At 64.7% G+C, this 24,458-nt stretch carries 23 protein-coding genes; 10 read left to right on the forward strand and 13 right to left on the reverse strand.

The window, feature by feature from the left end; genetic code table 11:
• Nucleotides 1–13: 13 nt before the first annotated feature.
• Nucleotides 14–376, reverse strand: coding sequence for a TraR/DksA family transcriptional regulator (locus I7X39_RS15860; protein WP_232351988.1), 363 nt, complete (start codon nucleotides 374–376; stop codon nucleotides 14–16).
• 358 nt (nucleotides 377–734) lie between these two features.
• On the opposite strand from I7X39_RS15860, the gene I7X39_RS15865 reads away from it, so the two are divergent.
• From I7X39_RS15865 to I7X39_RS15895, 7 genes are all read left to right on the forward strand, one after another.
• Nucleotides 735–3,503, forward strand: coding sequence for a TonB-dependent receptor (locus I7X39_RS15865; RefSeq protein WP_198112136.1), 2,769 nt, complete (start codon nucleotides 735–737; stop codon nucleotides 3,501–3,503).
• Nucleotides 3,504–3,766: 263 nt separating this feature from the next.
• On the forward strand, nucleotides 3,767–4,972 hold the full coding sequence (locus I7X39_RS15870; RefSeq protein ID WP_310739935.1) for an NAD(P)/FAD-dependent oxidoreductase: 1,206 nt from the start codon (nucleotides 3,767–3,769) through the stop codon (nucleotides 4,970–4,972).
• A 5-nt stretch (nucleotides 4,973–4,977) separates the two neighbouring features.
• Entirely contained in the window at nucleotides 4,978–5,733 is a 756-nt protein-coding gene (locus tag I7X39_RS15875; protein WP_198112138.1) for a class II glutamine amidotransferase, read from the forward strand.
• Nucleotides 5,734–5,838: 105 nt separating this feature from the next.
• A complete protein-coding gene (locus tag I7X39_RS15880) occupies nucleotides 5,839–7,014 on the forward strand; it encodes a sensor histidine kinase (RefSeq protein WP_198112139.1) in 1,176 nt (391 codons plus the stop codon).
• Nucleotides 7,011–7,778, forward strand: coding sequence for a LytR/AlgR family response regulator transcription factor (locus I7X39_RS15885; protein ID WP_198112140.1), 768 nt, complete (start codon nucleotides 7,011–7,013; stop codon nucleotides 7,776–7,778). The genes I7X39_RS15880 and I7X39_RS15885 overlap by 4 nt, the downstream gene beginning before the upstream one ends.
• A gap of 89 nt (nucleotides 7,779–7,867) precedes the next feature.
• Complete coding sequence (locus I7X39_RS15890) at nucleotides 7,868–8,938, forward strand: sensor histidine kinase (RefSeq protein WP_198112141.1); 1,071 nt, start codon at nucleotides 7,868–7,870, stop codon at nucleotides 8,936–8,938.
• Nucleotides 8,935–9,693 (forward strand): LytR/AlgR family response regulator transcription factor, encoded by a 759-nt coding sequence (locus I7X39_RS15895; protein ID WP_198112142.1) that lies wholly within the window; start codon nucleotides 8,935–8,937, stop codon nucleotides 9,691–9,693. Before I7X39_RS15890 ends, I7X39_RS15895 begins: the two co-directional genes overlap by 4 nt.
• Before the next feature lie 9 nt (nucleotides 9,694–9,702).
• Here the strand turns inward: I7X39_RS15895 and I7X39_RS15900 are convergent, their stop codons facing one another.
• The 3 genes from I7X39_RS15900 to I7X39_RS15910 form a co-directional block, all read right to left on the reverse strand.
• Entirely contained in the window at nucleotides 9,703–11,088 is a 1,386-nt protein-coding gene (locus I7X39_RS15900; RefSeq protein ID WP_198112143.1) for an MHFG family PEP-CTERM protein, read from the reverse strand.
• A gap of 221 nt (nucleotides 11,089–11,309) precedes the next feature.
• Nucleotides 11,310–11,729: an SWIB/MDM2 domain-containing protein gene (locus I7X39_RS15905; protein WP_198112144.1), complete on the reverse strand. Its 420-nt coding sequence runs from the start codon at nucleotides 11,727–11,729 to the stop codon at nucleotides 11,310–11,312.
• Nucleotides 11,730–11,910: 181 nt separating this feature from the next.
• Nucleotides 11,911–12,870 carry a TerC family protein gene (locus I7X39_RS15910; protein WP_198112145.1) on the reverse strand — a complete coding sequence of 320 codons (960 nt, stop codon included), beginning with the start codon at nucleotides 12,868–12,870 and terminating at the stop codon, nucleotides 11,911–11,913.
• Nucleotides 12,871–13,106: 236 nt separating this feature from the next.
• Between I7X39_RS15910 and I7X39_RS15915 the strand changes: the two genes are divergently transcribed.
• Nucleotides 13,107–13,451 carry a phage holin family protein gene (locus I7X39_RS15915; RefSeq protein ID WP_198112146.1) on the forward strand — a complete coding sequence of 115 codons (345 nt, stop codon included), beginning with the start codon at nucleotides 13,107–13,109 and terminating at the stop codon, nucleotides 13,449–13,451.
• Between the two features lies 1 nt (nucleotide 13,452).
• Here the strand turns inward: I7X39_RS15915 and I7X39_RS15920 are convergent, their stop codons facing one another.
• The gene (locus tag I7X39_RS15920; protein WP_198112147.1) at nucleotides 13,453–15,024 is read right to left on the reverse strand and encodes a M48 family metalloprotease; all 1,572 of its coding nucleotides are present in this window, start codon (nucleotides 15,022–15,024) and stop codon (nucleotides 13,453–13,455) included.
• Between the two features lie 101 nt (nucleotides 15,025–15,125).
• Between I7X39_RS15920 and moaC the strand changes: the two genes are divergently transcribed.
• Both moaC and I7X39_RS15930 read left to right on the forward strand, forming a co-directional pair.
• Nucleotides 15,126–15,668: a cyclic pyranopterin monophosphate synthase MoaC gene (gene moaC / locus I7X39_RS15925; protein ID WP_198112148.1), complete on the forward strand. Its 543-nt coding sequence runs from the start codon at nucleotides 15,126–15,128 to the stop codon at nucleotides 15,666–15,668.
• Nucleotides 15,669–15,762: 94 nt separating this feature from the next.
• A complete protein-coding gene (locus I7X39_RS15930) occupies nucleotides 15,763–16,179 on the forward strand; it encodes a GtrA family protein (RefSeq protein ID WP_198112149.1) in 417 nt (138 codons plus the stop codon).
• On the opposite strand, the gene I7X39_RS15935 is transcribed toward I7X39_RS15930, so the two are convergent.
• The 8 genes from I7X39_RS15935 to I7X39_RS15970 form a co-directional block, all read right to left on the reverse strand.
• A complete protein-coding gene (locus tag I7X39_RS15935) occupies nucleotides 16,161–16,952 on the reverse strand; it encodes a glycosyltransferase family 2 protein (protein ID WP_198112150.1) in 792 nt (263 codons plus the stop codon). The two genes, I7X39_RS15930 and I7X39_RS15935, sit on opposite strands and share 19 nt — an antisense overlap.
• A gap of 153 nt (nucleotides 16,953–17,105) precedes the next feature.
• Complete coding sequence (locus I7X39_RS15940; RefSeq protein ID WP_198112151.1) at nucleotides 17,106–18,047, reverse strand: class I SAM-dependent methyltransferase; 942 nt, start codon at nucleotides 18,045–18,047, stop codon at nucleotides 17,106–17,108.
• A 246-nt stretch (nucleotides 18,048–18,293) separates the two neighbouring features.
• Nucleotides 18,294–19,472, reverse strand: a complete 1,179-nt coding sequence (locus I7X39_RS15945) for a glycosyltransferase family 2 protein (RefSeq protein ID WP_198112152.1) — start codon at nucleotides 19,470–19,472, stop codon at nucleotides 18,294–18,296.
• A complete protein-coding gene (locus I7X39_RS15950) occupies nucleotides 19,469–21,406 on the reverse strand; it encodes a hypothetical protein (protein ID WP_198112153.1) in 1,938 nt (645 codons plus the stop codon). The genes I7X39_RS15945 and I7X39_RS15950 overlap by 4 nt, the downstream gene beginning before the upstream one ends.
• Nucleotides 21,407–21,409: 3 nt before the next feature.
• Complete coding sequence (locus I7X39_RS15955) at nucleotides 21,410–22,183, reverse strand: hypothetical protein (protein ID WP_198112154.1); 774 nt, start codon at nucleotides 22,181–22,183, stop codon at nucleotides 21,410–21,412.
• A gap of 64 nt (nucleotides 22,184–22,247) precedes the next feature.
• The gene (locus tag I7X39_RS15960; RefSeq protein ID WP_198112155.1) at nucleotides 22,248–22,709 is read right to left on the reverse strand and encodes a pilin; all 462 of its coding nucleotides are present in this window, start codon (nucleotides 22,707–22,709) and stop codon (nucleotides 22,248–22,250) included.
• Between the two features lie 156 nt (nucleotides 22,710–22,865).
• A complete protein-coding gene (locus I7X39_RS15965; protein WP_198112156.1) occupies nucleotides 22,866–23,663 on the reverse strand; it encodes an MBL fold metallo-hydrolase in 798 nt (265 codons plus the stop codon).
• A 133-nt stretch (nucleotides 23,664–23,796) separates the two neighbouring features.
• On the reverse strand, nucleotides 23,797–24,453 hold the full coding sequence (locus tag I7X39_RS15970) for an FHA domain-containing protein (RefSeq protein WP_198112157.1): 657 nt from the start codon (nucleotides 24,451–24,453) through the stop codon (nucleotides 23,797–23,799).
• Between the last annotated feature and the right edge of the window lie 5 nt (nucleotides 24,454–24,458).

Below are 24,458 nucleotides of genomic sequence, written 5' to 3' on the forward strand. Positions count from 1 at the left end.
TCGGCCGGGAGCTTCAAACGGCTTCGCTGCGCTGCTGGCAGGCCACGCAGCGCAGCGCGGCCGGCTGGGCCTTGAGCCGGTCGAAGGGAATGCCGGCACCGCAATCGACGCACTCGCCGTAGCTGCCGGCGCGCAGGCGCAGCAGGGCCTCGCCGAGCTCGCGCTCCTCCACCATCAACCGGTCCGCACGCTCCAGCGCCACCTCCCGGTCGCCCTCATGCTCGCGCGGGGCGTCGGGGTCGTCGCTGAGCAATTCGGCGGCCTGCTGCACCCGGCCGCCCGCATCGGGCGGCGCCCGGCGCTGCAACTCGCGGTGCATCTGCACCAGCTCGGATTCCAGCAGCGCACGCTGGGCGGGGGTCAGACTCGAACTCATGGTGAAGCCTCCTGGTGGGCCGGATGCTCTCAGGGGCAGGAGCGGCCCGTCTTGTGCCAGGTCAAGACCGATGGCTGCGCGTCGCCTTCCCGGCGATAGTTGCGCGCAAACAACAACCCAAGTTCATCGCTTACCAGTTGTTTGGCGATTTTGCCAGCGGTTAAATGCATTATGAGAGCAACTTTTTGCAATTGAATGTGGCCCGGATCGGACGCCAAGAGTCATGGCGTTACTCCCGACACGGGTCCTCCACCCCCTCTCCCAGAATCCGGCCCGCTCGTACGGGCGGCCATGAGCAGCCCTCAGCCAGACCGGAGCACCTCACCCCAGGTGCTCTTTTTGTTTTCTTGGAGATCGCATGTTTAAGCACTCGAAGCTGGCGGTTGCCGCCTTGATCGCCATGGGCAGCCTGTCGGCCCTGGCTCAGTCCGATTCGCCGGCGCAACTGGAACGCATCGAAATCACCGGTTCCAGCATCAAGCGCATCGCCAGCGAAGGCGCATTGCCGGTGCAAACGCTGACGGCCGAGCAGATTCGCGCCACCGGTGCCACCAACGTGGCCGACGTGATCCAGCGCCTGCCGTCGATGCAGGGCTTTCAGGTGGCCGACATCGCCATCGGCACCAACTCGGGCGGCATCTCCACCGCTTCGATCCACGACATCGGCGCTTCGTACACCCTGGTGCTGCTGAACGGCCGCCGCATCGCCCCGACGGGTTCGGGCAGCACCATCAACCTGAACGCCATCCCGATGAGCGCCATCGAGCGCATCGAGATCCTGACCGACGGCGCCTCGGCCCTGTACGGTTCGGACGCCATCGCCGGCGTGGTGAACTTCGTGCTCAAGCGCAATGCCAAGGGCGGTGAGATCACCGTCCAGGCCGACGTGCCCACCGAAGGCGGCGGCGAATCCGCCAACGCCAGCATCAGCTACGGCTTCGGCGACATCGCCCAGGACCGCTTCTCGCTCGTGGCCACCTACCGCCGCGACCAGCAGAAGCAGATGAAGTCGGGCGACCGCGAGTTCGCCAAGTCCGCCTACCTGCCGTTCAATTGGCAGGGCAAGGACTACATCTACGACCGCACCAGCACCTTTGCCATCCCGGCCAATGCGTCGGTCACCTTCAACACGCCGGCTGGCAAGACCGCCCTGCCCACCTACGCCTTCAACCCCTACCAGAAGGCCAATGGCGGCAAGTGCGCCGAGAACAACGTCTACAGCCTGGCCAACGCGGCCAGCGCCACCTCGGTGGCCGAGAACTGCGCGTTCGACTTCGTCAGCACGATCGACATCTACCCCGAGCAGACGCGTGACGCCTTCTTCCTGTCGGGCCAGCTCAAGGTCACCGACAACGTGCGCCTGTTCACCGATGCGGCCTACACCCGCCTGGATCTGATCGCCCGTATCGCGCCGAACCCGATCCCGGTGGCCATCCCCACCAGCTCGCCGCTGTACACCCAGTACGTGCTGCCGTACCTGAACGCCGAGCAGGCCAGTCGCGTGCGCGCCGTCACGGCCAACTACCGCGCGGTCGACTTCGGCACCCGCGACTCCCAGACCATCACCGACTCCAAGCACGTCGTGCTGGGTGCCGACGCCGACATCGGCAACTGGAACATGAGCGGCGCGTTCACCTGGTCGCAGAACTCGATCGACGAGCGCTACATCAACGGCTACTTCAAGGATGCCGAGTTCCGCTCGATGGTGGCGGCCAATGCCTTTGACCCGTTCAAGATGCCGGGTCAGCAGTCGGCTGCCACCAACACCCTGATCGCCAACTCGATCTACAACGGCACCATCCGCACGGCCGACACCACGCTCAAGGCCGCGGACTTCCGCGTCTCCGGCGAGCTGTTTGACCTGCCGGCAGGCCCGGTGGCACTGGGTGCCGGTGGCGACTTCCGCAACCTGCATTACAAGCAGGATCCGTCCGCCGATGCCCTGGCCGGCAAGATCTACAACTACGCACCCTCCACTGCGTACGACATGGACCGTGACAGCTACGGCGTGTTCACCGAGCTGCTGGTGCCCGTCACCAAGAGCTTCGAGCTGACCACCGCCCTGCGTTACGACACCATCAAGGCTGTCAACGACGCCATCAAGAACCGCACGGTGGGCAAGGACGAGAGCTCCAGCACCTACAAGGTGTCGGGCCGCTACCAGTTCAGCAAGGAAGTGCTGCTGCGTGGTTCCTATGGCACGGGCTTCAAGGCGCCCTCGATGCTGGAAATCGCCCAGCCCCTGGTGCCCAACGGCGTGACTGCTGCGAGCTACGAGTGCCCGGCCCCGCTGCGCGGCGAAGACGCGGACGCCTGCAAGGCCGGCAAGCTGCAGTACAGCCAGCTGAGCGGCGGCAACGAGAACCTGAAACCCGAGAAATCCAAGCAGGGCACCTTCGGTGTGCGCTTCGAGCCCACCAGCGACTTCGGCATCGGCTTCGACTTCTGGCAGGTCAAGATCCGTGATGCCGTTTCGGGCGTCAGCGCCAACCTGGCCTTCTCTGACGCGGCCAAGTACCGCAGCCTGTTCACGAAGTACAAGACCCCGGCCGAGACTCAGAACTACTGGACCTTCATCAGTTCGTCCACCAACATCGGCAAGACCATTAACCGTGGTATCGACTGGGACGTGGTGTCGCGCTACAAGACCGATCTGGGCCAGTTGACCCTGGGCCTCACCGGCACCTACATGATCAAGAGTTCGTACACCCGCCCGGGTACGGACAACGATTTCACCGACAGCATGGGCCGCTACGGTGAGAACGCTGCGGTGACCTTCCGCAACATCATGCGCGCGACCGCCAAGCTGGAGTCGGGTGCGTTCAGCAACACCCTGACGCTGAACTACCGCTCGGACTACAAGGACATCACCACCACGGTGCGTGACGTCGCGACCAACCGCAACGTGCTGCTGTCGATCGATGTGCCCGAGTACTACACCTGGGACTGGCAAGGCAGCTACCGCTACAGCAAGGCGCTGGAACTGCGCCTGGGCGTGAAGAACATCGGCAACAAGGCGCCTCCGTTCACCCTGCGCGACTCCTCGGGTCACCAGGTGGGCTACGACCCGCGCTACGCCGATCCGAAGCTGCGCACCGTGCAGTTCACGGGCACCTACAAGTTCTGATCGAGCGATCAGCACACCCCCAAAAGGCCGGCTCTGCCGGCCTTTTTCTTGCTCGCCATGATCGTTCGCCTCGGGCACCCAGGCGCTGGACACCATTCCGGGCTACTACGACGTGTTCGGCCGCTCCTACTTCGCAGGCGCCAACATCAGGTTCTAAGCCGGGACATCTGTCCTTCGAGGGCCGCAGCGCTGCAGGGTGCTGCGGCCCTTTTTCATGCCACCCCTGCGAGAGAATGCCGCCCTTCCGCCTCCTTGCCGCCCCCGTGAACGACTCCGCGCTCGATGTCCTGGTGATCGGCGCCGGCCCTGCCGGCAGCGCCGCCGCGCGCCATCTCGCGCTGGCCGGCCTGCGCGTGCAGATGGTCGACGCGCAGCCGATCGGGCGCGACAAGGTCTGCGGCGACGGCCTGATTCCCGATGCCCACCAGGCGCTCGCGCGCCTGGGCCTGCTGGACGCCGTGATGGCGCGTGCGCAACGGGCGCAGGCAGTGGGCTGCATCGGCCCGCGCGGCGGCCGCATCGATGTGCCCGGCGCCCTGGCCGTGCTGCCACGCCAGCAGCTGGACGAGCTGATGGCGCGCGCCGCGCTCGACGCCGGCGCGCAGTTCCTGCAGGCCCGCTTCGAGGAGCCGCTGCTGGACGCGCAGGGCCAGGTGCTTGGCGCGCGCCTGCGCCAGGGCGATCAGACCCAGGAGCTGCGCGCGCGCTGGACCCTGCTGGCCACCGGCGCCCAGCCCAAGGCGTTGCAGGCGGCCGGTCTGTGCACCCGCCACACGCCCAGCGGCGTGGCCCTGCGCGGGTACGTGCGCGCGCCCGCCCTGGTGGGGCAGATCCGCGCGCTGGAGGTGGTGTGGAACCAGGCCGTGCGGCCCGGCTACGGCTGGATCTTTCCGGCCCCAGGCGGCGTCTTCAACATCGGCGTCGGCGTCACCGATTCGCATTCGGCTCTCCACGGCAAAGGCCAGAAGAAGGACGTCAATCTGCGCGCCATCTTCGACGCCTTCGTCGCCGCGTACCCGCCGGCCCAGCGCCTGCTTGCCGAAGGCGAGTGGGTGGGCGAGCTCAAAGGCGCACCGCTGCGCTGCTCGCTGAGCGGGGCCCAGTTCAGCCGGCCCGGCCTGATGGTGGTGGGCGAGGCCGCGGGCTCAACCTACTCCTTCACCGGCGAGGGCATCGGCAAGGCCATGCAGACGGCGTTGCTGGCGGCCGACGCCATCCTGGCCCGCCACGCGGACGAGGCGGCCACGCGCGCCCAGTACGAGGCCGGCCTGGCCGAGCTGGTGCCGCGCTACCGGCTCTACGAACGCGCCAACCGCGTCAATGCCTTCCCCTGGCTGGCCGACCTGCTGATCTGGCGCGCCCGCAAGAGCCCGCGCCTGCTGCGCCGCATGAGCGGGGTGCTGGAAGAAACCAGCAACCCGGGCAACCTCGTCAGCCTCAAGGGCTTTGCCCGGTTGTTCCTGGAGTAGGGCCGATGTGCCAGCTGATGGGCATGAACGCCAACGTCCCGACGGACGTGATGTTCAGCTTCGCCGGTCTGGCGCAGCGCGCCGAGGAGCACAAGGACGGCTTCGGCATCGCCTTCTTCGAGGACAAGGGCCTGCGTCTGTTCGTCGACCCCGCCAGCGCCCGCCACTCCGTGCTGGCCGAGGCCGTGCAGCGCTATCCCATCCACTCCGAGGTGGTGATCGCGCACATCCGCAAGGCCACCCAGGGCCGCGTGGCGCTGGAGAACACCCATCCCTTCCAGCGCGAGCTCTGGGGTCGTTACTGGGTGGCGGCGCACAACGGCAATCTGGTCGACTACCAGCCGCGCCTGCACGGCGCCTTCCGCCCGGTGGGCGACACCGACAGCGAGCGCGCCTTCTGCTGGCTGATGCAGGAGCTGGCCAAGGCGCACTGCCAGGTGCCTTCCGTCGCCGAGCTGACGCTGACCCTGCGCGAGCTGCTGCCTGAGGTGGCGGCCTTCGGCACCTTCAACCTGCTGCTTTCCAACGGCCAGGCGCTGTGGGCGCATTGCTCGACGCACCTGCACCTGCTGGAACGCCGCCACCCCTTCGGCCCCACCCATCTGGCCGATGCCGACCTCAGCGTGGACTTCGCCGCCCACACGCGCGAGACCGACCGGGTGGCCCTGCTGGCCACCCAGCCGCTGACGCGGGACGAACCCTGGCAGGCCCTGGCACCCGGCGAGCTGGTGGTGCTGCAGGGCGGGGTGCGCGTCGTGTGAACGCCGCGCCGTTCACGCGCGCCTCACCGCTATCCACGCGCCCCGCGGCACCACTCGCGCGCCCCGGCCTGGGCACTCGCCCCGTGGCTTTCTAGAGTGGCCGCCATGACGCAAAGCTCCCCCCCCACCCCCCTGTCGGAAGGCAACCGCCTGCAGCGCGCCTACCACCGCTGGGCCCAGCCGCACTACGCGCGCATGGCGCCCGATCTGCGCGAGCAGGTCGAGGCCATCGACCGCCATCTCTACAGCCGGCAAGGCCTCGGCACCTGGCTTGGCGCGGTGGGCGCACTCGCAGGCACCGTGCTGGGGCTGCACGCCATCGGCGCGTCCTGGCTCACGGCCGGCCTGCTCGCGCTGCTGGGCTGGGGCCTGCTGCTGGCCATGGGCATGAACCTGTGGCTGCAGCCGGACAAGATCTCCAAGGCCTTCGGCTCGGTGCGCCGGGTCGTTCTGATGTTGATCCTGGCGCTGTCCGGCGCGCTGGTCGGCAGCCTGTTCGGGCATGCCCTCAAGCGCGGACACTTCGACTGGGCCGACTACCAGCTGCTGTTCGCCAACAGGCTGACCAGCTTCATTCCAGGTTTGGCCGTGGGCATGCTCGGTGCCTTCCTGGTGCTGTGGAGCGTGGCACGGGTGCGCAGCGGCGTGCTCCAGGGCCAGCGCGACCGCGCCCGTCTCGAGGCCGAACGGGACACCGCCGCCGCCCAGGCCCGCCAGGCCGAGCTGCGCCTGCTGCAGGCACAGATCCACCCCCACTTCGTCTTCAACACCCTGGCCGCCCTGCAGCACTGGGTGGACAAGGGCGACGCCCGCGCCGGCCCGCTGCTGCGCGATCTGACCGGATTCCTGCGCGGCTCCACCGAGATGCTGGGCCGCCCGCTGGTGCCGCTGGGCGAGGAGCTGGCCAGCGTGCGCCATTACCTGGCCATCATGAAGGCCCGCTGGGGCGAACGCCTGCGCTACGAGCTGACGCTCGACCCCGCGCTGGACGCCGAGCCCATCCCGCCGGGCCTGCTGCTGACCCTGGTGGAAAACGCCATCGAGCATGGCCTGGCGCCTTGCCTGGACGGTGGCCACCTGCACGTCCGCAGCCACCGCCTGGCCAGCGGCTGGCAGCTGCAGGTGCACGACGACGGCGCCGGCCTGCCCGCCGCGTGGCAGGAGGGCGTGGGCCTGGCCAATGTGCGCCAGCGCCTGGCGCATCACTACGGGCCCCGTGCCCAACTGCAACTGCAGCCCGCCACGCCCGGCTGCCTGGCCGAACTGACGGTGAACCCATGAACATCCTGATTGCTGACGACGAAGACGCCCCGCGCGAACAGCTGGCCGAGGCCCTGGCGCAGGCCTGGCCCGAGGCCCGCCTCGTGGCCCAGGCCCGCCATGGCGCCGATGCCTGGGACCAGTGGCTGGAGCACGAGCCGGACGTCTGCTTTCTCGACATCCGGATGCCGGGGCTCACGGGCATCGAGGTCGCGCAGCGCATCCACGGGCGCACGCCGGTGATCTTCGTCACCGCCTATGGCGACCACGCCCTCGCGGCCTTCGACGCCGGCGCGGTGGACTACGTGCTCAAGCCGGTGGACCCGGAGCGCCTGGCGCAGGCGGTGGCACGCGTGAAGCAGCGGCTGCAAGCTCCGCCCCCCGCCGCCCAGGCCGAGGCCTTGCAAGGCCTGCTGGCCCGGCTGGCGCAGGATCTGCACCGGCCGCCCCTGCCCGAGCACATCCAGGCCAGCGTGGGCAAGGAGGTGCGGCTGATCCGCCTGGTCGATGTCATCTACTTCGAGGCCGATGCCCGCTACACCCGGGTGGTGTACCGCCACGAGGGCGAGGACGCCGACGCGCTGATCCGCACCCCGCTGAAGGACCTGCTTGCGCAGCTCGATCCGCGTGCGTTCACGCAGGTGCACCGTTCGGTCATCGTGCGCAGCAGCGCCATGGCCAGCGCGGTGCGCGAGGACAACGGCAACATGCACCTGCGCCTGCGAGGCCGCCCCGAAAAGCTGCCGGTCTCGCGCCAGTTCCAGGCCCTGTTCAAGGGCCAGTGATGCGCGGCGGCCCGCCATTCATGCCGGCCGCCCGTGCACCCGCCGCACCGGCCGCCGCCGCAGCGCCCCCGCTGCCTAGACTGCCGTTCATGAACCCACCCGCCAAGCCCTGGTACCGCGACTGGACCCAATGGGTCTGCCCCGGGCCCAGCCGCGTCTTCACGGCAGCCGAGCTGGCCCGTGGCGGCCAACAGCCCTGGCCGCCCGGCATCGACGGCTACATCTACGCCAACGTGCTGGTGCTGGCGCTCCTCAACATCGGCCGCATGCCGCCCTGGGCCCTGCCGCTGGGCCTGGGCGTGCTGCTCGCCCTGTGTTGGGCGGCGCTGCGCATGGCGCGGGCCATTTGGGTGCAACCCACGCGCAAGCGCCTGAACCTGGGCATCGCCGTGGCGGCCTTCAGCTTCGGCCTGGGCGGCTTCACGCTGATGAAGACCCTGGGGCGGGACGACGCGATCCTGCCCTTCATGGGCCTGCTGGCGATGTTCGTACTGGCCACGTCGTCCTGGTGGTTCCTGAGCCTCTACCGCTCGCAGCAGATCGAGGCACGGCTGCAGGAGCTGGATGCACAGGACGAGCAATTGCGCCTCAGTCGCCGGCTCACCACCGCGCAAATCCACCCGCACTTCATCTTCAACACCCTGGCCTCGCTGACCCAGTGGGTCGAGACCCAGGACCCGCGTGCCGCCCCGCTGCTGCAGGACTTCAACGCCTACCTGCGCGCCACGCTGCCGATGTTCGAGCGCGAGGCCCAGCCGCTGCGCGAGGAGCTGGAGTTGGTGCGCCGCTACCTGGCCATCATGCAGGCGCGGCTGGGCGAGCGCCTGGCCTGGACGCTGGACCACGACCCTGCGCTGGACGAACTGCCCCTGCCCCCCGGCAGCCTGCTGACCCTGGTGGAGAACGCCATCACCCACGGCATCGAGCCGGCGCTGCGCGGAGGTCGCATCGAGATCCGGACCCGCCGCCTGGCCGATGGCCGGGCCGAAATGAGCGTGCGCGACAGCGGCGAAGGCCCGCCCGCCGACTTCCAGGAGGGCCTGGGCCTGAGCAACACCCGCGCCCGTCTACAGGCCCTGGCCGGCCCAGTGGCCGAGCTGCGGCTTACCCCCCTGCAACCCCAGGGCTGCGAGGCCCGCATGCTGCTGCCCCTGCCATGACACCCAGCGCCCGCCTGCTGATTGCCGACGACGAACAAGCCCCGCGCGAGCACCTGCGCCGCCTGCTGGCCCAGCACTGGCCCCAGGCCAAGTTGGTGGCCGAATGCGCCAATGGCGTGGACGCCTGGGACGAGGCCCTGGCCCAGGAGCCCACCATCTGCTTTCTGGATATCCGCATGCCCGGCCTGACCGGTTTGCAGGTGGCGCAGCGCCTGGGGCAGTTGTCGCAGACACCGCAGGTGGTGTTCGTCACTGCCTACAACGACCATGCGCTGGCGGCCTTCGAGGCCGGAGCGATCGACTACCTGGTCAAGCCACTCGATGCCGAACGCCTGCAACGTGCCGTCGCGCGCGTGCAGCAGCGCCTGCAGCAGGCGGCCCCGGCACCCGATCTGCAGGCCCTGCTGCAACAACTGCTGCCACGCCGCGGCACGCCGCGTCCCATCCAGGCCAGCGTGGGCAAGGAGGTGCGGCTGATCCCGCCGGATGAGGTCGTCTACTTCGAGAGCGATGCACGCTACACGCGTGTCGTCACCGCCGACACCGAGGCCCTGATCCGCACGCCGCTGAAGGAGCTTATCGCCAGCCTGGACCCCGACCAGTTCTGGCAGGTGCACCGCTCCATCCTGGTGAACAGCCGCTGCATCGCCAGCGCGCTGCGCGTGGACGAGAACAACATGCTGCTGAGCCTGCGCGGCCGCAATGAAAAACTGCCGGTCTCCCGGCAGTTTCAAGCGCTGTTCAAGGGGCAGTAAGCCCCGGCTTCAGCGGCGACGCGCGGCCGCCAGGCCCAGCAGCCCCAGCAAGCCCAGCATCAGACCGCCCGGCTCGGGCACCTTGCCCCCCCCACCGCCGGGGGTGCCGCCAAGAGGCGGCGGGAAGGGGTCGCCCTCCGGCTTGGGAGGATCCTTCGGGTCGAAGGGAGGCGGCGGCGGCAGCGGATCGGGATCCGGGCCGAACGGCGGAGGCGGAGGTGGGGGCGGGTTGCCGCCGCCGCCGGGAGGCGTACCGCCGCCACCGCCGGGAGGCGTACCGCCGCCACCACCGGGAGGCGTGGCACCGCCACCACCGGGAGGCGTGGCACCGCCACCACCGGGAGGCGTGCCACCGCCACCACCGGGAGGCGTACCACCGCCACCACCGGGAGGCGTACCACCGCCACCACCGGGAGGCGTACCACCGCCACCACCGGGAGGCGTGCCACCGCCACCACCGGGAGGCGTACCACCGCCACCACCGGGAGGCGTGCCACCGCCACCACCGGGAGGCGAGTCGGGCGAATCCGGTGTATCCGGCTGCAAGGGCGGCAGGGGCTCGGGCTTGGGCGGCACGGGCGGGTTGGGCAGCAGCGTCGGCGGCTGCGGCACTTCAGGTGGCACCGGGCCAGGCGTAGGCGTCCCGGGCGGCAGCGGCTCGGGCGTGGGCTGCGCTTGCGAAGGCAGACGGCCCGGCATGTCCGGCTGCGGCCAAATGGTCGGCAGGGTCGGCATGCCCGGCAATGCGGGGCTGCTGGGGTCGCTGAGCTGGTTGAAGCTCGGGCTGGCGGGGACGAAACCGGTGGGCCGGCTGTGCGGGCCCAACTCAGATCCCTCAGGAGCACCGGCCAGGCTGTCGAAACTGGCGCCCGCCAGCGGCTGGTCGCCGCCCGCGCCCGGCGCTTCGAACTCGAGCGGTGCATCGCCGTCGAGCGCGGCGGCAAGCACCATCGGCTCTTCTTCTGCCGCACCGGCAATCGGCTCCAACTGGTTGCGCACGATGCGGCTGAGGTTGCGACACACCGTCGGCACGATCAGGCAATGGCCGTCCTGGCAGTACACCAGCCCGCGCTCCTGATGCGTGTCGCTCCAGCGCTGGCGGCTCACGGTCTTGCAGACCTGGCCACTGCCGAAGTGCATGTCGCTGATGTCGGCGTTGTAAGTCGACTTGCCCAGGATGGCGCCGCGCGTGATGAGCGCGATTTCGTCGTACTCGCGCTTGGCCATGCGCGCCTTCAGCTTGGCCCGGGTGGCTTGCGGAATGTCCTGGTAGCGGTCCACGGCCGCAATCAGATCCCCGGTGAAGGGATTGGCCCCTGGACGATTCCAGGAGCAGTGCGGCAGCGTGGCGGTGGAGGTGCTGGCAGCCAGGGCCAGCGCGGCGAGGAGGGACATGGTGGCGGTGCGCGCGCCCCCGCTGGGGGGGCAATGGGAGCGGACTCTAGGGGCCGCCCTTCGCGCGAGCCGGGAACAAAGTCACACCTGCACACACTTCCCGACAATCTGCCACCTGATCGCGGGGGTGCCGTTCCGGCGCGCGCGGCAGCAGAAACGGCAAAAAAAAGCCCGGCAGGTGCCGGGCGCATTCAGCGAACCGGCCCGCAGGCCGGCGCGCTTCACTTCAGGTGACTGCTGATCAGCTTGGTCATCTCAAACATATCGGCCTTGGCCTTGCCGAAGATTTCCTTCAGCTTGGCATCGGCCACGATGACGCGCTTCTGCACGGCATCTTGCAGCTTGTTCTTCTTGATGTACTCCCACACCTTCTTGGTGATCTCGGTGCGGGGCAGCGGCTTGTCACCCACGATGGCCGCCAGCGCAGCGCTGGGGGTCAGCGCCTTCATGAAGGCGGCATTGGGAGTGCGCTTCTTTGCCGGAGCAGCGGCCTTCTTGGCCGGAGCGGCGGCCTTCTTGGCGGGTGCAGCCTTCTTGGCCGGGGCCGCCTTCTTTGCGGGAGCGGCGGCCTTCTTGGCCGGAGCCGCCTTCTTCGCGGGCGCGGCCTTCTTGGCCGGGGCCGCCTTCTTCGCAGTTGCCATGTAATTCTCTCCGTGCGTTGAGGGGATTGCCGGGCCGGGTGAAGGTCGTGGATTCGCCTTCAAATTCTCTCTAGCACCGAGCGGCCGCAATCGTACTGCGCGCCTCTATGAAATTGAAAGGCTTTCATAGGGAAATGATGCTCAGAAACCCTTGGATGTCTGCGCGAGGTCAATCGGCCCGTCATCGCACCGGCAACTTCGGGGCGGTGCGCACGCTCAGCACCATGGTCACAGCCAGGATGCCGACCACCACGCCGAGCGACGCCACCACCGGGATCTTGACCAGGTCGATCAGCATCATTTTGGTGCCGATGAAGGCCAGGATCACCGCCAAGCCGTAGCTGAGCAAATGGAACTTGGCCGCCACGGCGGCGAGCAGGAAGTACATCGCCCGCAGGCCCAGGATGGCGAACACATTGCTCGTCAGCACGATGAAGGGATCGAGCGTGATGGCAAAGATGGCCGGGATGGAGTCGACAGCGAAGATCACATCGGTCACGCCCACCAGGCACACCACCATCAGCAGCGGCGTGGCGATGCGCTTGCCGTTTTCCACGGTGAAGAACTGCTCGCCGTCAAAGCTCTTGCTGACCGGCATCAGGCGACGCAGCAACTTCAGGGCGGGGTTGTCCTCCAGGTCCGGCTCCTTGCCGGCCGCCCACCACATCTTGACGCCGGTGAGCAGCAGGAAGGCGCCGAAGACGTACAGGATCCAGTGGAACTGCTGCAGCAACCAGCCGCCGGCCAGGATCATCAGGGTCCGCAGCACGATGGCGCCGATGATGCCGATCATCAGCACCCGCTTCTGGTAAGCCGCCGGTACCGCGAAGTAGGTGAAGATCATCAGGAAGACGAAGATGTTGTCGACCGCCAGCGACTTCTCGATCAGGTAGCCGGTGAGGAACTCCAGCGCCTTGGTGTTGGCCAGGGCCACATCGCCCGTGGTGTCCTTCACCGCCCACCAGAACAGGGCGTTGAAGGCAAAGGACACCGCCACCCAGACCACCGACCAGCGCAGCGCTTCGCGCACGCCCACTTCGTGTGCGCCCTGCTTCTTGAGGACAACAAAGTCGATGAACAGCGCGACCAGAACGGTCGCCACGAAGAATCCCCACAGCCACAGGGGCGCAATGGTTTGCATGCGTCACTCCAACAAGACCTGAAGCCAGCCCACCGGGGCCGGAACGATTCGAAAGGTCTTGCGGGGACGGTGATCAAGCACCGGCTGCGCGTCCCGGGTCTGCCGCGGGCAGACCGTCTTGACGGGATCGCGCCATGCCGGCTTTGCACCGGCACGTGGCTACTCCCCTCTCGAAGCGGGCCGCATTGTGCCAAAGCCTCCATTGCCCACAAACAGCAGCGGGCTATGCTCGCGTGATGAATTGGTTGCTGCGCTGGATCCTGCTCGCCGCTGCTCTGCTGGGCGTGGCCCATTTGTACCCGGGCGTGCAAGTGGGCAGCTTCGGCAGCGCCCTGATTGCCGCGGCTGTGCTGGGCCTCTTCAACGCCTTGCTACGGCCCTTGCTGGTGCTGCTGACCCTGCCCGTCACCCTGCTGACCCTGGGGCTGTTCCTGTTCGTCATCAACGCCGCGCTGTTCTGGTCTGCAGCGGCGGTGCTGGATGGCTTTGCGGTGCAGGGCTTCGGCGCGGCCCTGATCGGCTCGCTGATCTACAGCCTGCTTGGCCTGTTGATCGACCTGCTGCTCGCCAAACGCAGCTGAGTCATTCCGCCTCTGGCGGTACACCGCGCGGGTAGACCTCGCGCAAGAACTGGCGGCGCTCGTACAGCAGGGCGCGCAGTCGCGCATCGATGACCGACACCTCGATCGGATCGGCGCCCGGGCCACGCGACTGACGCAATGCCGCACGCAGGCGGTCGATGGCCCCCACCGTGTCACCCCGCGCGGCGTGCGCCTCCGCATGCGCACGCAAGGCGCGCAGGGCTTGACCCTGCAGCTCCCACAGCCGCGCCGCACGCGCCCAGGCACCCGCATCGCGAGGCTGCAGGGCCAAGTGGGTCTGCAAGGCCTCCAAGGCCGCGGCTCGTTGCTCGGCCGGAGCGCCGGCCGCCGCCGCGGCCTGGGCGCGCAGTTTCAGCAGCACCGGGTCACGTTCGGCCACCCAGGGCTGGAGCAGGGCCAGCGCGGCCGCGCCATCCTCGGTCAGCGCCGCACCTTCGGCTTGCAGCAGCACGAGCAGACGCTCCGCGCCCGCACGTTCGGCCTCAGGCAATTCCGCCAGGCTGCGCCGCGCCGCCTGCACGGCGGCGTCGCCGCGAGCGCGCTGCCGCAACTTGTAGGCGGCCAGCGCCGCGCTGTAGCGCGCAGCCAATTGGGGCAGCACACCCGGCTCTCGCCCGCCGGCATCCAGCGCAGCAGCCTGTTGCAGCGCCTCGGCGCGCTCATCCATCAGCACCCGGGCGCGGGCCGCCATCAGGGTGTGTTCCGCCACGCCCGCGGGCTGGGCGGTGCTGGCCTCCATGCTGACGCGCTGGCGCGCCTCGCCCACCCGTTCGCTGTTCAGCGGGTGGGTGCGCAAATAGGGAAAGGCACCCGAGTCCATCAGGCGCGTGGCCTGATCCAGGCGCTCGAACATGCGCACCATGCCCTGCGGCACATAGCCCGCGCCGCTGAGCACGGCGTGCCCCACGCGGTCGGCCTCGCGCTCCATGTCCCGCGAGAACGAAAGGCGCTGGCGCTGCGCTTCCGTCTGAGCGGCAGACATCACGCCCAGGCCGACATCCGTACTGCCCGTCTTCGCCGCGGCCAGCACGCCGAGCAAGGTGCCCAGGATGGTGATGGCAGTGTTCTTGCCCTCGCCCGCGATGCCGCGTGCGATGTGGCGTTGCGTGACGTGCGACAGCTCATGCGCCATCACGGACGCCAGCTCGTCGCGCTGGCCCGTCATCGCGATCAGGCCAAGATTGAAAACGAAGTACCCCCCCGGCCAGGCCGACGCATTGATGACACGCTCACGGACCAGCAGGGTTTCCCACGCAAAGCGCTCCCACAGCTCGTCACTGATATGGCCCTGCTGGCGCGCGGACTGGATCAGCGGCTGCCAGAGGCGCTCCACATAGTCCTGCAGCAGGGGGTCGTCGAGCACGGAAGGGTCCGAACGCGCCTGCGACATGATCCAGTCGCCATAGCGACGCTCTTCGCCCAGGCCAACCTGCTCGGAGACGGAGTCTCCGAGCGTGGGGAGCTGAATCGGATTGCTGCGGGGCGCCTCGGCATGACCATTCAGGCTCAGCAGGCACAGGGCAAGGGCCAGCGGACGCAGGCCTGAAGGCATGGGGACAGATCTCATGGCAGCAGCAACGCGGGCGTGACCGAAGCGGCCGACGCGACCGTCCTATCATCGCCGCCCCTTGTTGCTGTCTCATTTCTCCGGCCATGAGCAATCCGCTGACGCACTTCGATGCCCAAGGCCAAGCCCATATGGTGGACGTGGCCGGCAAGGGAGCCACTCACCGTGTGGCACGGGCGTCCGGGGTGATCCGCATGCAGCCTGCCACCTTCACCCTGATCGCCCAGGGTCAGGCCGCCAAGGGTGATGTGTTGGGCGTTGCCCGGATTGCCGCGATCCAGGGGGCCAAGCGCTGCGCGGATCTGGTACCACTCTGCCACCCTCTGCCACTGACGCGGGTCGCGGTCGAGTTTGAGTTGGATGCAACAGCAAGCCTGGTGCGCTGCGACGCGCAGGTCGAGACGGTCGGCCGCACGGGTGTCGAGATGGAGGCCTTGTGCGCGGTGCAGATCGGGCTGTTGACTATCTATGACATGTGCAAGGCGGTTGATCGGGGGATGGTGATCGATGCCGTGAAGGTGTTGGAGAAGCGCGGGGGGAAGTCTGGCGATTGGAAAGGAGAGTCGGTCACCCCGGCAGCGGGAGCAGTTGAAGTCGTGCGCAGCGGATGCGCCCCTTACCCTGATTGACATTGGAAACCGTGCCCGGCTGCGTCAGGAGGTCAGCAAGCTGGCCTAGGCCCCAAAAAAGAAACCTCTTCGCTCGCCAACCGAAAGCGTGCAATTGACGCCTCACAACAGGTTATTGCGCTATTTGATTGTGGGGGCCTGCAGCTTTCTCGCAGCTCAGTCCATTTTCGCAGCGCTGATCTATTTGGCGCGGTGGCCCTACTTGGTTGCCTTCACGGCCACCTTTTTTGCAGTAAACATCGCCAGCTACATTGCCTCCCGCCTCACAGTATTCGGGAGCACAACAATTGCACTTGGCGAGGGGATGGCCCGATGGTTCGGGGTAGCTATCTCCACCCTGGCAATCAACAATCTATTGATGTTCGTGCTGGTCGATGGAATGAGCTGCCACCCACTCGTCGCGAGCATTGCTCTTTCCATTATCAACATGCCAATCAGCTACTTGTTGCACCGCCGGTTGACCTTCAATGTGCAGGCAAGCCACACGGGCAATCAATCGTTGCCTCGATAGGCCAGTCGATAGGCCTGGAACAACAACCAAGCAATAGGCATGGGCCAGAAGCGGCGGAGCATCAGAATATCTTCCGCTTGGCGGATTGAGTTGGCAATGAGTTCCGTTGTCGCGCTCTGCTTGTGCACCCTATGGGCCACAAGTGCTTCCGTCACGAATGCAATATATCCCGGCCTCCGCGCCAGTCGCTCCCAAGCATCCCAGTCAAGATTGCTGGAGAAATTCCTGTCAAATTGGAAATCCGGCACCAGCGCACGATTGATCATCACACTCGGGCATGATAGTGGATTACCCCAACCGAGCAATCGCCGCCGAATCGATGGCCCGAATTGAATACCGCTCGCTTTGAAAACTCGGCTGACAAGCAGCCGCTTTATTTTCAAATTCAGCGATATGGCCCGAGGGCCCAACGTGGATAGCTCGGTATGGTCGCAAGCCGCGAAAAGAACGTCAGGAGCGAGATCAAAGGCTGCCGCAATACGCTTCGAAAACGTTGGTGCGTACTCGTCGTCTTGATGACAGAGAACCACCAATGGTGCCGCACCGACTGATAAAGCAAAGTTCCAGTCGGATGCAATCCCTTCATGCTTGGAGTTCACAACGCATTGTGCGCGATATTGCGTGGCGGCGCGAAGTATGTGGGAGTTCGGCGTTGAAGTCGAAACCCACAACGCAACCCCCTCTCCGACCTGGGGCTCAAGCGAAGCCAAGCAGCGGTCCAGATAAGGTGAGCGCCCATGCGCGCACACCACCAAATCAACAGCGCGCGTCATTCACAAGGGCGCAAATTTGTGACGCCGATGGAGCCGAATCACCCAATGCACACATCCGAAATTCAAACGAAGTCCATGGCATACCGCTCTTCTAGAAGGCCATTTATTTCAGCAGCAGGACTAGGACCAAAAGAACAATTTTCAATCATTTAATCAACCAATCTCGGCCCGCATGGAAACACACATGCTCAAGCTAATCGCGTCTCTCTTTTCTCTTGCGGCGGCGCGATATTGCCGCGCAATGAAAATCCTTGCAATGGACTTTGAAAGGGATGGCCATCGCGCAATGAGCGCCCTTGCAGCTGTATTTACAAGAGAATCACAAAAAATTACCCGCCCATCAGCATTCAGACTCTGCGGCTTACTTCTGATGTAATTTTTCGCGCCAGAGTGCGTAACACCGTAGTACGGCCCAAAGTCGACAAACGAGGGATGCAAGCCACATGCCCATGCAATGCGCCGCATCGATGTCGCGGAAAACCACCACAAATGAACAGGCGCTGGATCGGTATGCCAAGCCAAGCGGCGCGAATACATATCGCGATTTGGCGTTGTAAGTACAAGTCGACCGCCGGGCGCCAACATTTGCGCCGCAGCCCTTACAAACGCCAACGGATCTTCCAGGTGCTCTACTAGTTCCGTCGCAATAATTGCGTCGAACTTCCCCATCTCGTACGGAGCAATAGCTTCAACTGCCCCCACTCGATACAAAGGCCCAAACAATTTAGTGGCCTTCTCCACTGCCTCCTCCGATTGATCCTGCCCCATGACATTACAGCCGGCACGATGCAATGCATAGGTGAGATAGCCAAGACCAGAACCGAGCTCCAGAATTCGAGGCTGCCGCCCCTCCAGTAAAAGCTCACGCAAGGACTGTCTGACACCCCAGTAAACATCTTCGCTCTCGGCCAGAAAATCAAGCGGATTCGACGCGCATAGCAGCTCATTGCCATAACGCTCATACCGGCTGTAGCCCGGCAGCTCCGACGCCTTACGATAAATTGCCTCGTAAATGGATTTCGACGATTTTAGCGGCCACGCATAACGGGTTTCACAGCCCTCGCAGCCCCAGACTTCGAACTTGTCAGGCGCCATATAAGCAGGATGCCCAGCCAGAATAAGCGATCCTTTGCCTGCACAAAGGGGACATCTATTTGGATAATCGAGGCTTGACGCAAAATGAGCAGATTCGGTCAATTTATTTAGAGGCCAGATAGCCGAATATTATAAAATGACGGGCAAGCAAATCCACGCGGCAAATCCAATGCGAAAGCATATTGCCAGTTGTCCAACCCAGACTCCACACTGACCCTAAACGACATTAAGTCGCACGGCTAAATTTCAGGTAGACCTCCCACGCCCGCCCCTCTCGCGCACCCGAGGCGCCAGTCGAATGTATTCAAGGAGGAATGCGGATGTGCTCACCTGCATGCCCGCCAACACCAAGGCGGCAGCCGGAATGGCCACCCGCATCACAACGCCAGGGTCAATGGCCTTGAAGCCCTCTCCAGACCAGAGTTGCACGCTGCGCAAGGCCATCAACATTCCAGAGACAACCAGCACAAGGCCAATCACAAGGCCCCGCTCCAAACTGACGGACTGAAAGAATTTCAGCCTTTCTGGCATTGCCGGCAACACCCCAATCGCAACGCAATGCACAAAGGACAGGCCAGCAAATAGGACCATTTGGAGGCCCAAGCAGGCTGCCACGGCCGCATACAGCAACGTATGAAAATCAAGGGTCAGGAAGCCAAGTGGCAACGGGCCGCGCACAAGGAGGGCCGCGAAGCTTAATCCAACACAGAGCAAAACAAGTCCTGGCCACAAGAAGAGCCATGCAGGCGCGTGAATCAGCAGGAAGCGCAGATGTCGCCAGCCGTCCCGCCAACTGCGCAAATGGGGCGGGCGGCCGCGCCCATCCGGGGCCAGGGTAGTCGGCACCTCAGAAATTTGCAGGCCGTAAAGCGTGGCCTTGACGACCATCTCGCTGGCATATTCCATACCAGGACTTTGCAGATCCAAGGCCAATACTGCATCCCGCACAAACCCCCGTAGACCACAATGGAAATCGCGAATCGGACTGCTAAAGAAAAGCCTGCCAATAAAGCTCAAGACTGGGTTACCCAGGTATCGATGGAGCGGCGGCATTGCGCCCTCAGCAATTCCTCCGGCGAAACGGTTCCCCATCACTAAATCGCTTCCAGCCCGAAGCGCCTCTAGAAAGGCGTCTAGACGCGAGAAGTCGTAGCTGTCGTCACTGTCGCCCATGATGATGTAGCGTCCACGAGCAGCACGGACGCCAGCGGCCAGGGCAGCGCCGTAGCCACGTTCTCGCACCACTAGCACTCGGGCTCCAGCAGCCTGCGCCAGCTGCACAGATCCATCGGTAGAGCCGTTATCGGCGACCACAATCTCGCCATTGATGCCCGCGCGTCGAAAAAAGCTCAGGGCCTTCCGGATGCAGGTTTCCACGGTCAGCGCTTCATTCAGGCAGGGCATGAGCACCGTGAGTTCAATCATGGTCGCGCTCCCCCCGCCTGCTGCAGTTCCATGCGGCTCCATGCGTCGCATGCATCTATTCCATTGCCATCCGCCACTGCTTCTGGACTTCCAAGCCATTCTTTCTGGAGGCTACGGTGATGACTCAGTGCGACACCATTGCCATTGATAACCGTCACCACCGCATCCGAGTTTAAGTACATGATTCGAGCGGTTTCACCATCACTCTCCATTTCGAACGGAACGGGTCTGAACACCCTCGGACATTGCGCCTCAATGCGCCTGAATGCCCTCAACGCAAGGTCGTCAAAGGGGGTCGGTGCAGACACCGGGGCCGACTCCACGGCGCAACTTGCCCATTGCCGGTACTCCACGCGCTCATCCGTGAAGCGCTTGAGTCGCACGACGAGGCAGTCCTTGTAGTCGATGCGAATTCCATAGCGCGCAATTGAGTGATCCATCCTTTCCCTGAGCGGACCAACTTCAGCGTTGGTGTCATCCATAAGGTGAACGCCATTGAAAAGGAGGCGCGTTCGCCCTCGCCATTGCAGCATCAGGTCACCAAGTTTTTGCGCAAGTGGCCCGCGTGTAGGTAGGCTCATTTGCCCAATCAAATTGACTAGTCGTCCCTCCGGATGAAACTGCAGGGCCACTGCACTCAGACTTAGTGCACCAACCGATAGGTGCAAATATGGCTTCTCCTGCAATGGCGCTGGCACCTCGAACTGGAGGTAGCGCTCGGACTTCCACGGCTCGCCGTTGAGCCGTCGATCACCGCTTACACCGTAGTAGAGGCAATGAATCAATAGCAAGGCACCAAGAAAGATGCGAACCGTGATTGGCTCCGCAAGACTTTGTGCACATCGCACCAGCAGCATTCCGACGAGCATCAGGCCGGCGATACCGTAGCGTGAATTGCCGCTGCTGGCCATTACCAGCACATAGCTGATCAGTATGAAGGCAAGCAGTTGGGCGTCGGTCCGCCGAAGCCAGTCCAATCGGGCTGGCATGTCGGCACTTGCGCTGTGCCGGCGCGTAAAGCTGAGGGCGAATCCGCCCAATAGCGCCACAAGCAGAATCAACAAGACCGCTGGGCGCAGGTCAGGCACCACCCCTTCTATGTTCGTATATCCCGCAAATCGGGCCATTTCAATGGGACGCGCCAGCCAATCAACCCACGACTGGGGCAAAAACCGCATCGCAACCAGAGTTTGTTCCGGCGCATAGGGCGAGTGGAACAACTGGTTAAACAACGGAAAGACAGGGTTTCCAAAACGCTGCCACAGCCACAGGGCCCATGGCCCCCACGAAAGGAAGACTGCAATGACCACTCCGCCCCAGTAGGCCAATGCCTGCCGCCAAAGCAGCAATCCCGAACAGCACCGCCAAACCGACAGCACCAACAGCGCGACGGCAAAGACGCCGTTTGTTGGCTTGATCGCTATTGCCAACCCGAGCGAAATGCCCACCAATCCCATCTTGGAAGCGCTCGCGCTCGTCCGCATTAGCCCGGCCAATGCAACCAAGATCAGCACAGTCGCAATCGGATCGATCGAAGAAGTACCCGCCAAGTACAAAAAGGCAGGCGTAGCGAACGCCAACCCCAGAGCAAGCAAGCGAAAGGGGCGCTCCTGCGCCTCCGGCCCCCAGATCGACACCGCAATCGAGTGCAGGGGCAGCAGCACAAGCGCGTGGAGCGCAGTCAACGCAACGCCGACTACCCAGTCGGGCACGGGCAGCTTGAGCAATCCGTAGAGCGGGATGTAGCCGAGCGGATTTTGATAAGACTGGGGCCCGGCACCGAACAGGTCCAGGGCGAAACGCCCGCTCAATAGGGAAAACGGAAGGTACGCGTGATGGTTGATCAAGTCCCAGCTGATGTCACGCCCTGCGATACCCACCCAAGCCAGCAGCAGGCCAAACCCGGCAAAAAATACGAAACTGCGTTCGCGCATGGGCTAGTAGGAATCAATGTCTGCAAACGCCACAGGTTCTCCAACTTCGCTCACGAGAGCTATCCAACTGGAACGAGCAGACAAGACGGGCACCCAGCGCAGGGTGGCAGCTGGATGGGCGGCTGCTTTCAGCGCCGTGGAGAGGGCTTGGCGCTCAGCAGCATTTCTCAGCCTGAGCTGATCCAGGGGCCGGGCCCGTCTCCAGACTTGCGAGCGAACAGCCTCAAAGGGCAGCCAGTACTTCGGTTGGTGAGCAAGATGAACCCCTGTCATACCCAACAGGGTCGCTTCAACCAGGTTGGCTCCGGTCGGCTTGATCACGCCAATCAGCGTCGGGCGGCCCCATGGCAGCACCTTCAGTGGATCGGGCGCAGCCCGTAGGCTCTCGTCATCCACTTGCGTTTGCGTAACGATACGGAACAGATCGACTTCGAAGGCGAGGTGCACCGGCCGAGCCGCGAACATCGTCCAGACGCCGTACCCCAGCGCTGCAAACTGAAGGCAGGCAATCACGCAGAGATCGCGAGCCAGCACCCTGCGAAGCTTCCGCGGGTCAAACGCCACCAGGGTCAGCAAAGGCCCTAAAGCCAAATCTACGCATGCGATCAGCATGAACAGGCGATTGCCAGCCAGCATGTCGCGATACGGCGTAGGAAACCACACCCAGAATGCAAGGGCAGCGATCACCAGGATGACCGCCCCGCTGAGAGCCAGATGGATGAGTGCCACATTCAGCGAAGCCTGCCAAGGGCGCGCATCAATTCGCAATTTCGACATGGAAAAGCTTGGCACCAAAAAGTGCGGCGCCCGAAGGCGCCGCACACTCACCGAAACTTGGCGTTTACTTGCACGAACCCGGCAAGAACTTCGGCGGCATCGTGCCAGCAGCGCACTTGAAGGTGCCAACCTGGGTGGGAATCGAAGCCGTCGTCAGCGCCACGCCAGCCGAGGTCATCGGAGTCAGCGTGATGGTCTTGGTATCAATGTTGGTGTCGGAGAAGCCCTGGGCCGTGACAGTGATCACGCCATTGGCATCGGTCGCAATGCCCGAAACGTACTTCGTGGAGGTGGTGCCTTCACCACAACCCCAGCCATTCGCAGACACGGCGGTGCCAGCCGGTGCGGTCTGATAGACCTCAGCGATCGTGGTACGGCACTGACTCGTAGCCAGGATCACTTCAGACATTTTGGCCTTCTTCGTGTAATCCGAATAAGCCGGCAGCGCAACCGCAGCCAGGATACCAATGATCGCCACGACGATCATCAGTTCGATCAGGGTGAAACCTTGTTGAACGCGCTTCATGGAAGACTCCTTCATGGAAGCTAGGGTTGAGGACAGGCCCTTAAATGCAGGGGTCGTGCCAAGTGTAGGAAGGCTGATTCCGAGGGATTTCTCACGCTTTCCCTGAGGCGCCGGGCTGGGCCGACAAATTTTGTCAGCCGCTGCCGACGCATCCTGTCAGCCAAGGCTCAAAGTTTGGCCTGCCTGCAAGGGCCTGGGGCACACCGGCAGGCCAGCTTGTGCCGCCAACTGGGCCATCACGGCTTGGGTTTCGCCAGGCTTGATGTGGGTGATCCAGACCTCCGCACCCGCACGCAAGGCGTGCAGTTGGCGCAGTTCGGGCACCAACGTGCTTGGGCAGTGATGCCGACTGACGCGAGCCAAGTCCAGTTCTTCGTCGCCAAAGGCGGCCTCGATGATCAATTGGCGCACGGGGAGCTCACGCAGTCGCTCCCACAGGGCTGGATTGGGCCCGGTGTCTCCGGTGTAAATCGACCAGCGCTCTTCCGCCAGGGATCGAATGGCGTAGCCGCAGGCGGGGACGGTATGTGCCGCAGGCAGCACCTCCACCAGCCGACCACCAATCAATTCCAGGCGTTGGCCCACCTGCAGGGGATGGAAGCTCAGAACCGGCTCTTCCGGGGAGGGCAGGCGCGTGAAGTCCGGCCAAATCACCCCGTTGAACAGATGGGTCTGCAGCGCCTCAAGGGTTTCGCGCAATCCATGAATCCGTATGGGCCCCGCCTGGGCGGCGCGTCGGCGCCTCAGCACCGCATCGGCCAGCAATGGAATGCTGAGGACGTGATCCAGGTGGGAGTGGCTCAGCAGCACCTGGTCGATGCGCGCCAGCTGATCCAGGGGCAGGTCGCCGACACCCGTGCCGGCGTCGATCAGGACACGCTCATCGAGCAGGAAGGAAGTGGTTTTGCAGCCGGCAGCGATGGCGCCGCTGCAGCCCAGCACGCGCAGGCTCATGGGTTAGTTCGCGGAAAGCGGGCCGCCGGAAAACATCCGACCCACTGTAGTCCGCACCGAGCTTGGGCGCCGCGCAGTGCTGCACGCCCCTCCCCGTTCGCGCAAGCCGCGCTGACGAGGGGCGTGACAGGCATCACGCCTGATTGAACTGCATCTGCGTGCCCGCCAGTTCGATGACGTCGCCACTCTTCAGCGGCACGCCGTCGGTGAGCATGGGCTGACCGTTGATCAGCGGGCGCTGGCTGCCCTCGACATGGGAAAACACATAGCCAGTCGGGCGCTTGGTGATCGAAGCCACCTGAACGCCAGGCTTGCCCACCGTGGTCACCACCTTGGTCAGGGGCACTTCGCGGCCGGCCGCCGCGCCATTCAGCACCTTGATGCTGGCGGGGCCTGCAGAGGCGCCCAGGCCACCGAAGCCGCTGGGCGAAGCCGGCCGCGGGGGCAGGCTGGGCGGCATCTCGCCGGGCTTGAGCAGCATGGTCTTGTCGTAGTCCATGTGCTCATCGGCGAGGAATTTGATCTTGTACTTGCCAATCTCCACCACATCATTGGGGCGAAGCTGCTGCTTCTTGATGGCCTTGCCGTTGATGTAGGTGCCGTTCGTCGAATTCAGGTCTTCGATGAACACCTCGGCCCCGATCATCTGGAGCACCGCGTGCTCACCACTGACCGCGAGGTTGTCGATCACGATGTCGTTGTACGGGCGCCGCCCCAGGCTGGTGCGGTCCTTGGTCAGTTGGACTTCCTTGATCACCACGCCGTCTAGCGACAACACCAGTTTGGCCATCGGGT

The sequence above is a fragment of the Inhella proteolytica genome (genome assembly GCF_016093275.1).
Classification (GTDB): Bacteria; Pseudomonadota; Gammaproteobacteria; order Burkholderiales; family Burkholderiaceae_C; genus Inhella; species Inhella proteolytica.